Origin of the sequence: Rhizobium sp. BK529 (genome assembly GCF_014194105.1) — a bacterium.
Lineage (GTDB): Bacteria > Pseudomonadota > Alphaproteobacteria > Rhizobiales > Rhizobiaceae > Rhizobium.
The window spans coordinates 2,821,716-2,836,612 of record NZ_JACIAU010000001.1 but is presented as its reverse complement, the minus strand read 5'-3'; the positions used below and the strand labels follow the sequence as shown (position 1 = coordinate 2,836,612).

The 14,897-nt window shown below is 60.2% G+C and carries 13 protein-coding genes; 8 read left to right on the top strand and 5 right to left on the bottom strand.

Annotation, left to right across the window (positions count from 1 at the left end):
- Nucleotides 1-11 precede the first annotated feature (11 nt).
- The 3 genes from FHX08_RS14280 to FHX08_RS14270 all read left to right on the top strand — a co-directional run bounded on the left by FHX08_RS14280 (nucleotide 12) and on the right by FHX08_RS14270 (nucleotide 2,005).
- Nucleotides 12-383 (top strand): response regulator, encoded by a 372-nt coding sequence (locus tag FHX08_RS14280; RefSeq protein WP_132652682.1) that lies wholly within the window; start codon nucleotides 12-14, stop codon nucleotides 381-383.
- 449 nt (nucleotides 384-832) lie between these two features.
- On the top strand, nucleotides 833-1,537 hold the full coding sequence (locus tag FHX08_RS14275) for a helix-turn-helix transcriptional regulator (RefSeq protein WP_132652681.1): 705 nt from the start codon (nucleotides 833-835) through the stop codon (nucleotides 1,535-1,537).
- 30 nt (nucleotides 1,538-1,567) lie between these two features.
- Nucleotides 1,568-2,005, top strand: a complete 438-nt coding sequence (locus FHX08_RS14270; RefSeq protein ID WP_132652680.1) for a response regulator — start codon at nucleotides 1,568-1,570, stop codon at nucleotides 2,003-2,005.
- Between the two features lie 101 nt (nucleotides 2,006-2,106).
- On the opposite strand, the gene FHX08_RS14265 is transcribed toward FHX08_RS14270, so the two are convergent.
- The 4 genes from FHX08_RS14265 to ybaL form a co-directional block, all read right to left on the bottom strand.
- Entirely contained in the window at nucleotides 2,107-2,823 is a 717-nt protein-coding gene (locus tag FHX08_RS14265) for an ATP-binding protein (protein ID WP_132652679.1), read from the bottom strand.
- Nucleotides 2,824-2,919: 96 nt separating this feature from the next.
- A complete protein-coding gene (gene secD, locus FHX08_RS14260; RefSeq protein WP_132652678.1) occupies nucleotides 2,920-5,469 on the bottom strand; it encodes a protein translocase subunit SecD in 2,550 nt (849 codons plus the stop codon).
- 86 nt (nucleotides 5,470-5,555) lie between these two features.
- Nucleotides 5,556-5,975 (bottom strand): hypothetical protein, encoded by a 420-nt coding sequence (locus FHX08_RS14255; protein ID WP_132652677.1) that lies wholly within the window; start codon nucleotides 5,973-5,975, stop codon nucleotides 5,556-5,558.
- Nucleotides 5,976-5,988: 13 nt separating this feature from the next.
- The gene (gene ybaL / locus FHX08_RS14250) at nucleotides 5,989-7,812 is read right to left on the bottom strand and encodes a YbaL family putative K(+) efflux transporter (protein WP_132652676.1); all 1,824 of its coding nucleotides are present in this window, start codon (nucleotides 7,810-7,812) and stop codon (nucleotides 5,989-5,991) included.
- Nucleotides 7,813-7,846: 34 nt separating this feature from the next.
- Here ybaL and FHX08_RS14245 point away from each other — a divergent pair, with 34 nt between their 5' ends.
- Nucleotides 7,847-8,152: a helix-turn-helix transcriptional regulator gene (locus FHX08_RS14245; protein ID WP_132652675.1), complete on the top strand. Its 306-nt coding sequence runs from the start codon at nucleotides 7,847-7,849 to the stop codon at nucleotides 8,150-8,152.
- 6 nt (nucleotides 8,153-8,158) lie between these two features.
- Here FHX08_RS14245 and FHX08_RS14240 read toward each other — a convergent pair whose 3' ends face one another.
- Nucleotides 8,159-9,583, bottom strand: a complete 1,425-nt coding sequence (locus FHX08_RS14240; protein WP_132652674.1) for a glycosyltransferase family 39 protein — start codon at nucleotides 9,581-9,583, stop codon at nucleotides 8,159-8,161.
- A gap of 648 nt (nucleotides 9,584-10,231) precedes the next feature.
- On the opposite strand from FHX08_RS14240, the gene FHX08_RS14235 reads away from it, so the two are divergent.
- The 4 genes from FHX08_RS14235 to FHX08_RS14220 all read left to right on the top strand — a co-directional run bounded on the left by FHX08_RS14235 (nucleotide 10,232) and on the right by FHX08_RS14220 (nucleotide 14,895).
- Nucleotides 10,232-11,863, top strand: coding sequence for a globin-coupled sensor protein (locus tag FHX08_RS14235; RefSeq protein WP_132652673.1), 1,632 nt, complete (start codon nucleotides 10,232-10,234; stop codon nucleotides 11,861-11,863).
- A 63-nt stretch (nucleotides 11,864-11,926) separates the two neighbouring features.
- Nucleotides 11,927-12,220, top strand: coding sequence for an STAS domain-containing protein (locus tag FHX08_RS14230; RefSeq protein ID WP_132652672.1), 294 nt, complete (start codon nucleotides 11,927-11,929; stop codon nucleotides 12,218-12,220).
- Nucleotides 12,220-12,585 (top strand): chemotaxis response regulator CheY1, encoded by a 366-nt coding sequence (gene cheY1, locus FHX08_RS14225; RefSeq protein ID WP_003570362.1) that lies wholly within the window; start codon nucleotides 12,220-12,222, stop codon nucleotides 12,583-12,585. Before FHX08_RS14230 ends, cheY1 begins: the two co-directional genes overlap by 1 nt.
- Before the next feature lie 18 nt (nucleotides 12,586-12,603).
- Entirely contained in the window at nucleotides 12,604-14,895 is a 2,292-nt protein-coding gene (locus FHX08_RS14220) for a chemotaxis protein CheA (protein WP_132652671.1), read from the top strand.
- Nucleotides 14,896-14,897 lie beyond the last annotated feature (2 nt).

Below are 14,897 nucleotides of genomic sequence, written 5' to 3'. Positions count from 1 at the left end.
TGTGGGGCCAGATGCCGATCTTGTTTTACGTCGACGACAGCAGGGATGATCTCTTCTATCTCGACTATATCCGAAAGAAACAGCAGGTGAATATTGATCTATTCTGCTTTTCCACCGCGCAGGCCGCATTCGAGGCGCTTGAGAGGCGTCTGGAAGGAGGCGAAGGCGTGCCGGATATACTGATCGCCGATCTCTACATGCCACTCGACAGCGGTAGCGGGCTGATCGCGCAACTGCGGCGGGATGACCGCTTTTCTGCCATGCGTCTTGGTGTTTGCAGCGGTTCGGATGCGGTGGAAGACCGTGAACGGGCGCTTGCTGCCGGAGCCGATTTCTACCTGGAGAAGCCACTGGATTTCGCAGGCATCGTTGGCAATCGGTGATTGCGATAACCGCAATCTCTGCGCATGCAAAGGTAGATGACCGCAAGAAAGCACAATTGACAAGCTTGGCGGTGCATTTCAAGATGCAACCAAAGAGAAGAAAAAAGCGCTGAGAGAGCCGCCCGATCCGTGTTCGCCGCCACGAACGTCAGCCAACCCCTTAGCTGAAAGACCGACCGGCTCTCCCGCGCTTACTTCTGGCACTGTCTTCCGCATCCATGGATGTTGAATGCAGAGAGATTGGGATACCTAGGTAAGAGCCACTATTCGCGTAAACTGCCCTATGCACCACCTGTAGTCGAGATGTCTCCGCCTGCGATATCGAAAGGCCCCCGTTTCGTTACCGATCATCAACTGCCTCGCAATTTTTGTAACTGTTCGCGTTTAAGACGTATATCCCAAGATTTCGGGATCGGCGGACTGGGAATTGGGGAGGAGGAAGAGTGGGAATGACCAATGCTGGCGCAGTCCCCTTTCATGCAGGTCCGGAACTTAGCCGGGCCATCAATCGCACGGATTTTTTTCGACTGTTGAAGGCGGCCGCACAGCATTACAATTTCGATAATTTTACTCTGGCGCGCATCTCGGAAGTCGCTACCCCTTTCGGCGAACGCGAAGTTGTCATCACCAATGTCGTCGAACGGCGCATGAGCCTCTTCATCAAGACCCTCAAGGAGGCGCTCGGAACCGCGAAGGCGCGGACGGCACAGTTTTTGACGGCACCGGTTCACGGGAAAAGTACGGCGATAGAAGGTTATCCGTCAGACCTCATCTTCAATGAATTCAGCGGTAGCTCATTCCTGTTCATTCCGCTGTTTACGCCTGAAGGACGTCGCTACTGTCTGGTGCTCAGCGGCCAGCGTCAGGAGCCGGACCAGGGCGAAGTGGCGGATATCCTGCTCGATGCAATGCGCATCTTCGACAAATTGTATGAGGAAATCCTGACGCAGGAAATGTCAGGTCGGCTCACGCAGCGCGAAACCGAAATCGTCAAGTGGACGAGCGAAGGCAAGACCTCCGCAGAAATTGCCATCATCCTCGGCCTTTCCGAACACACCGTCAATTCGCATATAACGGCCGCGGTCCGAAAACTCGATGCCGTCAACCGCGTTCATATGGTGGCGATTGCGTTGCGAAACGGTCTGGTTTCGTGAGCTGGCGTCATGTCAGGGAAAGATGAAACGATGAGTGCGGAAGCAACACGCAGGAATGCGGTGAAGGTACTGTTCGTCGATGACGAATTCATCGAGTTCCGTTCGCTCAAGAAGAAGATCGCGGATCTTCCCGAACCGCGCGTCGATGTCGAATATTCGCAATCGATCGGAGATGCACTGGACAAGGTGAAGGCTGCCCGCTTCGATCTCATTCTTCTCGACAACCGCTTATTGCCGAACGCAGATTTTCGCGAAACTGTGCCAGAGCTCAGGGGCATCGGCTATACCGGTCCGATCGGCGTCATCTCGACCGATATTTCAGGCAATTATTTCCAGGAATTCCCAGAATACGGTGTAGACTTCCGGATTGGTAAGGATGAGATCGACGTGCAAACCTTGCAGCACATCCTCCGCGAATACGTGACCTATGACGTGCCGGATTTCTGGAAGGACGATTACAGCGCCTAGGGCATGTCGCCCAAAGTGTGCAGCGGTTTTGCGACAACGATACGCGAAAGCCCGGGCTTAGAGCCCGCTAAGCAAATCTGTAAGATTGCTGCGCGCTTTGGTCAGGCCGGCAGACGGATCGCAAAGCGGCTGCCGTTCTCGTCGGAGTAGTCTAGCCTGATATCGCCGCCGAGCGCGCTGAGCAGTTCGCGAGTAGTCGTCAGACCCAACCCCGGACCAGATATACCGCCGGCCTTCGGCAGCTTCCAAAAGGCATCGAAGATCTTGTCCTGGTAGGCCGGCTCGATGCCGCAGCCATTGTCGCCAACGATGATGCGCCAATCTGCACCCTCCCGTGCGGCCCTTATGCGAACATGCGGCGCGGCGGTGCCGTGATGGGCCAGCGCATTGGAGAAGAGGTGCTTCATGACAATGGTCAGAAGCGCAGCATCGCTGCGGATAAGGGGTAGATTCTCCGCATCGAATGTCGCGCCGCCGGCGGGAGATTCCTCGAGCACCTGCCTCCAGGCATCCCGCACAACGTCTGCGAGGTGCACGTCACCGATGGTGACTTGCGGGGTCGTTCCCGCAAGGCTCATCAGTGCCTTGGTGAGCCGCTGTGCCGTCTGGGCCTTGTCCATGATCGTCTTGAGGCTCTGCAGCTGTTCACTGTCCAGCATCGGTTCCAGATCGTCGAGCAACATTTCCGCATACATGGCAATGTGACGGAGAGGCGATTGCAGGTCGTGTGCGGCGGTTGCGAGGAAGCGTTTGATACGCTCCTCCTGATACCCGGTGGAAACGGTTTCCGGTTTCTTCGGCGTCGGGCTGGAAGACATGTGACGGTGCTCCCGATCTCTTTAAAGCGAACATAGAAAGAGGGCGCCGGCTGTGCAACCGGCGCCCTCTCCAAGTTCAACTTAAATATCGGCGGTTCAGCCTGCCGTTTTGCGTGGCTGGCCGGCATCCGGCGGAATGATTTCCACGGCTGCATCGTTCGAAGGCGCGGCTGCCTTGGCATGACGGCGGCGCCAGTCGCCGAGGAAGAGCAGGATCGGTGCTGCGATGAAGATCGAGGACGCGGCCGCAACGAGAATGCCGAAAGCCATCGGGATCGCGAAGCTTTCGACCGCACTGCCGCCCCAGATCGCCATCGGCAGCAGCGAGAGGAAGGCGGTTGCGTTTGTGTAGAGGCTTCGTGCTAGTGTTTCGTTGATCGACTTGTCGATGATCTCGCGGAGCGGCATCGACTTATAGAGGCGCATGTTTTCACGCATGCGGTCATAGACGACGACCTTGTCGTTTACCGAATAGCCGACCAGCGTCAGGATCGCCGCGATGGCTGTGAGGTTGAAGTCGAGCCCCGTCAGCGCGAAGAAGCCGATCGCCTTGGTCACATCGAGGATGAGGGTGACGATAGCGCCGACCGCGAAGGGCCATTCGAAGCGGTACCAGATGTAGAACAGCATCGCGAGGCTGGCGATCACGACGGACAGGATACCTGCCCAGGCAAGCTCGCCGCTGACCTTCGGGCCGATGACATCAGTGCCGGTGACGATCGCGGACGGGTCGATCTTGACGATCTCGGCTTTGAGCTTGGTGACGGCTGCGGTCTGAGCCTCTTCGCCGCCTTCCTGCCGCTGCGCGCGCACCAGCATGGTGTTGTTGTCGCCGAAGGATTGCAGTGCCACTTCGCCGAGGCCAAGGCCATTCAGGCCCTCGCGGAAGCGGCCAAGATCGGCGGCTTCCTGTGTCTTCACCGACATCTGGATACCGCCACGGAAGTCGACGCCATAGTTGAGGCCCGGATAGATGAAGAGGGCGATCGAAGCGATTGACAGCAGCGCGGAGACGGTCACGCCGAAGAAGCGCGCCTTCATGAACTGGATATGCTTATCGTAGGGGCTGAAGGGGATCAGCGGCTTGATGTTCAGGACCTTCATCTTCCGGCGACGGGTGATCTCGATCATCGCCACGCGCACGAAGGCGACCGAGGTGAACATCGAGATGATGAGGCCGAGCGCCATGGTGACGGCAAAACCGCGAACCGGACCGGAGCCGAACCAGAACAGGATAGCGGCTGCGATAAGCGCTGTCATGTTGCCGTCGATGATGGTCGAGTAGGCACGGCGGAAGCCGGTGTCGATGGCCGCAAAGGCGCTCTTGCCCTTGCGGGTTTCTTCGCGGATACGCTCGTTGATCAGAACGTTCGCGTCGACCGCGAGGCCGATACCGAGCACGACGCCGGCAATGCCGGGCAGGGTCAGTGTCGCGCCGACAAGCGTCAGCGCCGAGAAGGTCAGGATCGTGTGGATGAGAAGTGCGATATTCGCCAGGATGCCCCAAGTGCCGTAGAGCACCAGGATAAAGGCGGCGACGAGCACGAAGCCGACGACGCCGGCATAGAGGCCCATGCGGATCGCATCCGCGCCGAGGTCGGCGCCGACGGTGCGTTCTTCGATGACGGTCAGCTTGGCGGGCAGGGCGCCGGCGCGCAGCATGGCCGCCAGCGTATTGGCGCTGTCGGTGGTGAAGTTGCCAGAGATCTGGCCCGAACCGCCGGTGATCGGCTCGCGGATAACGGGCGCGCTCAACACTTTGTCATCAAGCACGATCGCGAAGGGATTGCCGACATTCTGGCGGGTGATATCGGCAAAGCGGGTTGCACCGGCACTGTCGAAGCGGAACGTGACGACCGGCTGCTGGCTCTGGTCGAAACTGACGCGAGCATCCGAGAGGCGGTCGCCGGAAATCTCGACGCGATCGAGAACCGGATAGGAGTTGCCCTGGTCATCCTTCATGATCGTCACACCCGGACCGGCCTGGCCGTTCGGGGCGAGCATATGGAAGGACATTTTGGCGGTAGAGCCGAGAAGCTCGCGAAGGCGGGACGGATCCTGCGCACCCGGAAGCTGCACGAGAATGCGGTTTGCGCCGATGCGCTGGATCGTCGGCTCGGCAACGCCGACCTGGTCGACGCGCTGGCGTATGACTTCAAGGCTCTGCGCGACGGCATTGTCGACATTGGTTGCAATACCGGCCGGCGAGAAGCCAATGGTAATGTTGCCGCCGTCGGCCGTGACCGCAAGGTCGGACTGGCCGGCGCTGATGCCGCTGGAGATCACATTGCCAAGGGTGCGAAGCTGGGTGACGGCCGCGTCGCTCTGCGATGGGTCGGCAAGCGAAACAACGATATTGTTGTTGTTGCGCACGACCGACTTCGGCTGGATGTTCTTTTCGCGCAGCACCCGGCGTGCGTCCTGCAGCAGCGAATTCAAGCGCTCTTTGGTGAGGTCGGCTTCATCGACTTCGAGCACGAGGTGCGAACCGCCGCGAAGGTCGAGGCCGAGAGAAACCTGGTTGTGCGGCAACCAGGAGGGCACGCGCTGCAAAACGCTCTGTGGCAGCGCGTTTGGCAGGGCGATCAACAGGCCGAGCACGATGATCACCGAATAGGTGAACACCAGCCATGGTGAATTACGCATGTTTTAAGTCCTTGGATAATGCTTTGGCCGGCGCCATCGCGCTACGGCGTATCTATTGGATCAGAAGCGCCCGAAGGCGACGTGATTCAGGCAGCCAGCGGCGGTGCGCGGGACTGGTAGGCCCGGGCGGCGGCAGAGCGCAGCGGAGCCTCGAATTCGGATGCCGGGGCAACTTGGCGCCAGTCGCCAAATTGCAGCGCCGGAGCAGCATTGAGAGCGGCCGGGCCGGCATCCTGGAGTTGCTGTTTCGGTGCCAGCTTGCGGTCGCTGATCAGCAGCCCGCGGATAGCGTCGCGCGCCGTCACCTGCGTCTGCTGCGAATCCCGACTGGAGGAAGACAGGCTGTTCGGCGCAGACGACGGGCCAATGACGATATTGCCGCCGAAGAGCAGGCCGAGATAGGCGAAAATCGCGATGACCACGGAAGCGGCAATACGGCTTGCCAGGCGGCGCTGTTCCAGCTCCGTCTCTCCTGTCTCGGCAATTTCACTCCCACATCGGCTCAAAGGCGCCAATCTCTCATTCTTTTTCCGGCGAAGGCACCACCGGCGGCAGGATTGTACCAGCCGAGGGGCCGTCTTCATAGGGTGCACTGTCATGATGCACTTGGGCGAGCCGGTCAACCATGCCAAGCGCAATTTCCCGCTCGCCCATGATCACGGTGTCGGCGCCGTATTGCCGCAGCTCCTCCACTTCCGCATCGGAATGGGCGCGCGCGACGATCAGGATCGAAGGATTGACCGCGCGCCCCTGCTCTGCGATGCGGCAGGCTTCGAAGGCGTTCGGAATGGCGACGACGAGGCTGCGCGCGCCGGCGAGATTGGCGAGATCGAGTGTTTCGCGGGCGACCGCGTTGCCTGACAGCACTTCAATGCCCTGGGTGCGCAGTTCAGCAATACGTTTGTCGGAATCCTCGATAACGAGGAAAGGCGTGCCTGACGATTTCAGGTTCTGGCCGACAATGCTGCCGACGCGGCCATAACCGACGAGGATCGCGTGGCCGCTGAGAGTCGTCGGATGAACCTCATCGCTTTCGAGCTGCTCTTCTTCATGTGCGTGTCCGGGATCGGCCGCCGGAGCAGCGGCTTCTGCCGCCGGCTCCTCGCGCTTCGGGCTTTCCAGCAGCGGCCGCATACGGTCGCAGATGAAGAACAGCAGCGGGTTGAGAATGATCGAGATGATAGCGCCGGCAAGGATGAGGTCGCGGCCTTCCCCCGGCAGTAGACCGAGTTCGACGCCGAGCGCTGCGAGGATGAAGGAGAATTCGCCGATTTGCCCGAGGCTTGCTGAAATCGTTAGCGCGGTGCTGAGCGGCTTCTTGAAAAGCAGGACAATCAGGAGGGCGGCGACCGATTTGCCGATGACGATGATGAAGATGGTTGCAAGCACGGGCAACGGCCGCTCGATCAGGATATAGGGATCGAAGAGCATGCCGACGGAGACGAAGAAGAGGACCGCGAAGGCGTCGCGCAACGGCAGACTTTCCTGTGCTGCGCGATGGCTGAGCTCGCTTTCGGCCAGAACCATGCCGGCGAAGAAAGCTCCGAGCGCCAGCGACACGCCGAAAAGCTTTGAAGCACCGAAGGCGACGCCGAGTGCGATCGCCAGCACTCCGAGGCGAAAGAGTTCGCGCGAGCCGGTATGAGCAATGCGGTGCATGGTCCAGGGAATGAGCTTGCGGCCGAAGACAAGCATCAGAGCGACGAACAGCGCCACCTTGACCAGCGTCATGGCGATGATGCCGCCGACCCCGAGATCGAGGCCGAGGAGCCGGTTGAGACCCGCCGAAAGCGGCTCGACAGGACCGTGACCGTCACCGGTAATGCTCGCGGCTGCCGGGATCAGCACCAGCGCCAGCACCATGGCGAGATCCTCGACAATCAGCCAGCCGACAGCAATGCGTCCGCGCTCGGTTTCGACGAGGCGCCGCTCCTGAAGCGCTTTCAACAGCACGACCGTCGAAGCGACGGAAAGCGCGAGGCCGAAGACGAGGCTGCCCCCCGTCGGCCAGCCCATAAGCGCGCCAAGTCCCCAGCCGAGCAAGGTGGCGAATCCGATTTGCACAACGGCGCCCGGCACCGCGATGCCACGCACCGAAAGCAGATCCTTCAGCGAAAAGTGCAGGCCCACACCAAACATCAGCAGGATGACGCCGATTTCGGCAAGCTCAGGCGCGAGGCTCTGATCAGCAACGAAACCCGGCGTGTGCGGACCGGCGAGAACGCCTGCGACAAGATATCCCACGAGAGGCGGAAGGCGCAGGCGATTGGCGATGGCGCCTAGGATGAATGCCAGCACGAGGCCCCCGACGATGGTCGAAATCAAAGGCGTATCGTGTGGCATAGTGCTCTCCCGATCTGGAAATCCCGTTCAAAACATGACATATATGATCTATAATGACCAATATGGGTGGTTTGGAACTATGGGTCAAGGCGCAAAAGAAACAATTCTGACGCCCGCTTTATGCCGTGCAGCTCGTGGTTTGCTCGACTGGACGCAGACGGACCTTGCTGAAAAAGCAGCCGTCTCACGCAGCACGATACGCGACTATGAAGGTCGCCACCATGAAATCCATCGCGCGACAGAGGCGCAGCTGCGCCACGCCTTCGAGGGAGGGGGCGTTAGATTTATCGAGGTGGAAGGCGGCGGGACCGGGCTTTGCATGCCTGATCCCGTGAACTGATCCGCTTTAGGGGTGCCTCAAACAGGCGGCGGCAACCTTGTAGGCATAAATCGTTTTGCCCCGGTAGTTGCCATTGGTCGGCTGCCAGCTCTTCAGCATCTCCGGCGCCTCGTTCGCGCAGGTCAGCGGATTGATCGTCAGGAAGAGGACCGGCGCGTTGGTATCGGCCGGCAGGGCAAATTCCTGCTCGTAATAGCTTTCCGGTAAGTCGGCCGGCGGACGGGCATAGATCTTGTAGGGTGTGGCCCGCAACGTATGGAAGAGGTCGGCGACCATGTCCCGGTTATCGGTCACGATGACACCGGCGCCGGCCTGTGCGGCAAGATCGGCCGCTTGCCGGCTGACCTCGGAGCGGCCGAGATAGCGCTGCATGACCTCCTTGCCACCAGGCAGAACCAGCTGGTGCGAGAAGATCGTTGCGAATGGGAAGAGCAGGCAAGCGACGCCATTGATCCAGAGCGAGGTTTTGAGACCGTTCGGCCACAGGCGCTGAAGCAGCCAGACCGCAAGCACGATGCCTGCGACATAGGCGGTCACGCCCCAGTTGGCATAGGCCTTGGCAACGGTCGCCTGCAGGGTAATGAGCAGCACGACGGGGATCGACAGCCAGACAAGCATCTTTTCACGTGGCTCGCTGCGGCCGCGGATCATGTTCCAGACGGCCCAGAGCATGGCAAAGAAGATGATCGGGCCGACGACGCCGAACTGCGCGGAGAAGAATTCCAGCCCGCCGCGGAGATCGATGCCGAGATCGCTCCAGTGGGCGATATCCTGCGTGTGGCGCACCGTCGTATTGTTGTTTTGGAGGTTCCACCAGAGGTTCGGGAAAGCAACGATCGCCGAGGTAACGACCGCGATGATAAAATCGCGCACGGAAATCCGCGCTGCCGGAATGAGCAGCATCGCGATCGCACCGCCCGGCACGACGAAGAGCACCGCATATTTCGACAGGAACGCCAGCCCGACGCCCAAGCCCATGAGAAGAGCGAGCCCGATCGAGCGGCGCTGCGTCAGCTCGAAATAGGCAAAAAGCGCGATCGCGATGAAGAAGAGCAGGATGACGTCAGTGGAGAAGAATACCGAAGAGAGCGCGACTGCCGGAAGCGTGATGTAGGTCGCGCCAACCCAGCCTTCGATCTTGGAACCGACGAAGCGCTTGGCCATCTTCATCAGCACGAGCGCCGTCGCCATATGGAAGAGGGGACCGGGAAGCCGCAGCCAATAGATGTCGCTGGAACCGGCAAGCTCGGTGAAAATCCTGAGCACCCATGCGATCATCGGCGGCTTCGAATAATAGCCGAAATCGAGATTCTGCGACCAGAACCAGTATTGCGCCTCATCGACGAACAGGTCCGTCGTGTCGAAATATAGCGTCACGATGCGGAAGATCGTAAACGCCAGGATGATGATAAGACCGGTCCGAGCTGACATAAATCCCTTACTTCCGCTGACACAGGAGCGCGTGTCGATACACCAACGGTGTTGGGCTGCCAACGGGAAAGGTAAAGGGATGCTTAAGGCGCCGGACGTCTTAGAAGACGCGAAGCGTACGGTTGTCGCGGTGCGCCGCGATCGTATCGAGGAGGGCAATGGCTGCGGCGATCGTAATCGTGATCAGGCAGGAACCCATTCCGAGAATTATCATTTCTCTTTCCTTGTCGACATCATGTCTGGCTCTTTTACCTGGCTCTATAACATAGAGCTTGCGCGTGCCTTGTAGCAGCGATGCAACTTATCGCCAGTATTTACTACGGGAAGTCTCTAATTGTTTCAAAAGCTACGGGCTGGAACGGCTTATTAACCTTCAAGCAAGGAATTAACCATAAACATTGGATTACACGTCGGAATGGGAAGATGCACTCGTTCCCACCAGGCATGACGCCGTACCGCCGTACCGGTTGATCCGGTATCCATCTCTTCAGGCAGCTCCGAAACAGAATTGCTGAGCAGGAGGCTTCAGCCCATCGGTCGTGACCAATGGCGAAGGCGGTCTCCGCGTGTTGCGTTCTTCCGAAGCGGCGAAAGTTTTTGGCCGGGTTCGCCCGGAAAAGTGGTTGGGGACAGGCGTTGAGGCAGGATATGCCATCAGATCAGGCTCGAGGAGCACAGGCAGGCAGCCTGCGCGATCGCCTGCGCTTTGCCGGTCTCGACACAGAGCAGTGCGAGATGGTCCGCCGTAGCCGGCCGGCGCTTGAAGCCCACTTGAAGGCCGGCCTGCGCGATCTCTTCCATCGTTTCCAGTCTTTCCCGGATGCCGCCCGCAATTTCGAAAGCGAACGTCAGATCGAGCGCCTCCACGACATGCAATCCTCGCACTGGGACGTGTTGACGGATGCGCGCTTCGACAGCCTCTATGCGGAGCGCGTCAAGGTTCTCTCCGATACCGAAAGCAAGATGGGTCTAGACCCCCGCTGGCATGTGGCCGGTCACGGCGTCATGCTGGAACATGTGATATCGGGTCTCGCCGACGAATTGGCCGGCCGGCCGATGCTGCCCTCGGCCAAGCGTCGCGCCCGTGAGATCACCGATCTGATGACGTCGATCATCCGCCTCGTCATGGTGGATGTCGAAATCGCCGTCTCCTTACGTTTTAATTCGCTTCGCTCCGCCCAGCAGCGCGCGCTCGCCGATCAGCGCGCCCAAGGTGAGACGGAAGTCGCCCGCATCTTTCACGATGTCATCGAGGGTCTGCAGACACGTGACCTGACGCTGCGCGCTCCGGTCGATGGCGCACATGCCGATATTGCCGAGGCACTGAACGCAGCGCTCGATGGCCTCCAGACCGAATTTGCCGCAATTGCCGAACGCAACGCCAAGGCGGAAGCCGCAACGCAGTCTCTCGCCGGCGCATCCCGCAATTTTGCCGGCAATGCGTCCAGCCAGGCCGAACGCCTTCAGCTTTCTGCCGCTTCCATCGCCGGGATCGCCGAGCGTGTGCGCGAGGGGGCCGTCGGCAGCCGGGCTGCCGAGAAGGCCGCAGCGGCCACACGCGCGGCTGTCGAGGAAAGCGGCGAGGTTGTCGGCCGCGCCATCAACGCTATGGCCGATATCGAACAGTCGGCCGAAAAGATCGGCCAGATCATCGGTGCGATCGACGAGATTGCCTTCCAGACGAACCTGCTCGCCTTGAACGCCGGCATCGAAGCTGCCCGCGCCGGCGAATCCGGTCGCGGCTTTGCCGTCGTGGCACAAGAAGTCCGCGCGCTAGCCCAGCGTTCGGCGGAGGCTGCGCGTGAGATCAAGACGCTGGTGACGACCACCAAGACGCAGGTTGATGCCGGCGTCCAGATGGTCGGGCGCACACAGGACTCGATTGCCGGCATCGTCCGTCAGGTGACGGACATCAACGCCGCCATCGCCAATATCGCCAGCGAAACAGACGAACACGCCGCCGGTCTCGAAGCTCTCACTACCGACGTCAAGGATCTGGGTAGGGAAATGGCTGACAATGCTGGTTTTGCGGAGCGTTCGGCCGAAGGTGCCGATCATCTCCACACTGTCATTCTGGAACTCGGCCGGACCATCCGCGAATTTCGCATTGCTCGCGAAAGCGCCCATGCAACTCGACCGCAGCCGGTGCGTGCCGCGCCCTCTCGCCCGATTGCGATCGCGGCCCGATCGGAAGCGGCCGACGACGACGAATACCAGAATGAGGATTTCGGCATGCCGCTGCCTCTCGCCAGCGCTAGAGGTGGGCGGAATGTTTACTAACCTGTCGGAATATGACGCCGGCTCGTTTTTGCGGGGCCGGGGACAAGGGATAAGGAAAAGCTGATGGCAGCAAAGAAGAGTGCCAAGACGCTGAATTTGGCAGCGGTTCTCGATCTCAATGAGGCTTCCGCATTGCGCGACAAGCTTCTCTCCATGCGAGGCAACCCTCTGGCGATCGATGCATCCGCAGTCGAACGCGTCGGCGCTCTTTGCGCCCAGGTTCTGATGGCCGCCGAGAAGACCTGGGACCAGGACAAGCAGTCGTTCACATTCTCGAAGGTGTCCGACGCATTTACGAAAACCATGCAGCTGGTTGGCGTCGACATCGACCACCTGCTTGCCAAGGAGATCCGGTAATGAAGAAAAAAGTACTGACGGTGGACGATTCCCGCACCATCCGAAACATGCTTCTCGTGACGCTGAACAATGCAGGTTTCGAGACGATCCAGGCTGAAGATGGCGTCGAAGGCCTCGAAGTTCTCGAGGAATCCAATCCCGATGTTATCGTCACCGACATCAACATGCCGCGCCTCGACGGTTTCGGCTTCATCGAAGGTGTACGCCGCAACGAGAAGTATCGCGCGATCCCGATCCTGGTGCTTACGACCGAAAGCGACGCGGAAAAGAAGAACCGCGCTCGTCAAGCCGGTGCCACCGGCTGGATCGTCAAGCCCTTCGACCCTGCCAAGCTGATCGATGCCATCGAGCGTGTAACCGCTTAAAGCCCAGGATTTGCTCCTATGGATATGAACGAAATCAAAGAGATCTTTTTCCAGGAGTGCGAGGAACAGCTCGCTGAACTGGAATCCGGTCTCCTGAAAATGAATGATGGCGATCGCGACCCGGAAACCGTCAATGCGGTGTTCCGCGCGGTACATTCGATCAAGGGCGGCGCGGGCGCCTTTGGTCTCGATGATCTCGTCGCCTTCGCCCACGTCTTTGAGACCACACTTGATTGCGTTCGTTCCAACAAGCTTGAGCCTACTCAGGATGTCCTGAAGGTCATGCTGAAGTCGGCCGACGTTCTCGCCGACCTGACCAATGCTGCCCGCGACGGCGGCAGCGTCGATGAAAGCAGAAGCCGCGGCCTCGTCAAGGAACTGGAAGCGCTCGCCAATGGCGAGCTGCCGTCCCCGTCGGCCGCCTCCGAGGCGCCTGCACCGAAGCCGGCGCCGAAGGCTGCCCCCGCTCCGGTTGCCGCAGCCCCGGCTCCCAAGCCCACCGACGAAAGCGGCTTCCAGCCGATCCCCTTCTCCTTCGATGGCTTCGACGGGGAAGAGATGCCGATTGATCTGCCTGCTTACGAAATCATCTTCAAACCGCGCTTCGAACTCTATTCGAAGGGCAATGACGCGACCCTTCTGCTGCGCGATCTCTCCCGTCTCGGCGAAATGAGCATCTATTGCAACGCCGATGCCCTGCCGGGTCTCGAAGAGCTCGATCCCGAAGGCGCCTACCTCTACTGGAACGTCACGCTCAAGACCGACAAAGGTGAAGACGCCATCCGCACGGTCTTCGAATTCGCCGAATGGGATTGCGAGCTGACTGTCAGACCGGCGGAAGACAGCAAGCCGGGCGATACCAACGAAGAACTGCCGATGATCCCGGTTCCGTTCGATCTCTCGATCCTCGACGATGGCGCTGCTTCCGAAGCGACCGCCGCCGAAGCGAAGGCGAGCGATACCGCCGCCGCCATTGCCGCCGCGGAGACGGCGACCAACGTCACGCAGATGGCTGCCGCCGCTGCCCGCGTCGAAAAGAAGGAATCGGCCGCCGCTGCTGCCGCAGCAGCCAATGCCGCCGCTCAGAACAATGCCGCCGGTGCCGGCCAGACGATCCGCGTCGATCTTGATCGCGTCGACCGCCTGATCAACCTCGTCGGCGAGCTTGTCATCAACCAGGCGATGCTTTCCCAAAGTGTCATCGAAAACGACACGACCGGCACGTCCTCAATCAATATGGGCCTCGAAGAGCTGCAGCAACTCACCCGCGAGATCCAGGACTCGGTCATGGCGATCCGCGCCCAGCCGGTGAAACCGGTCTTCCAGCGCATGTCGCGTATCGTTCGCGAAATCGCCGACATGACCGGCAAGTCTATCCGCCTGATCACCGAAGGTGAAAACACCGAGGTGGACAAGACGGTCATCGACAAGCTGGCCGAGCCGCTGACGCACATGATCCGTAACGCCGTCGACCATGGTATCGAAACGCCTGAAAAGCGTGCTGCCGCCGGCAAGAACACCGAGGGTACGGTCCGCCTGACTGCAAAACATCGTTCGGGACGCATCCTGATTGAACTGGCAGACGATGGCGCCGGCATCAACCGCGAAAAAGTACGCCAAAAGGCAATCCAGAACGATCTCATCCCGGCTGACGCCAACCTGTCGGACGAGGAAATCGACAATCTGATCTTCCTGCCGGGCTTCTCCACAGCCGACAAGATCTCCGACATCTCCGGCCGCGGCGTCGGCATGGACGTCGTCAAGCGCTCGATCCAGGCACTTGGTGGCCGCATCAATATCACCTCGAAGCCGGGCCATGGTTCGGTCTTCACGATGAGCCTGCCGCTGACGCTCGCCGTTCTCGACGGCATGGTGGTGACGGTCGCCGGCCAGACGCTGGTGGTCCCGTTGACCGCCATCGTCGAGACCCTCCAGCCGGAAGCTGCTGCGATCCATTCCTTCGGCGCGAACCACCGCCTAATCTCGATCCGCAATTCCTTCTGCCCGCTGGTCGATGTCGGTCGCATCCTGAACTTCCGCGCCACCCAGGCCAATCCGGTCGAAGGTGTCGCCCTGCTCGTCGAATCCGAAGGCGGCGGTCAACGCGCGCTCATGGTCGATGCGATCCAGGGTCAGCGCCAGGTCGTCATCAAGAGCCTCGAGGCGAACTACACCCACGTTCCGGGCATTGCCGCAGCAACGATCCTTGGCGACGGCCGCGTGGCCCTCATCCTGGATGTGGACGCGGTGGTCGGCGCCTCTCGCGGTCAGTCCCTGAAGGCGGAAATGTCTCTGGCGGCAGTAGGATAAGA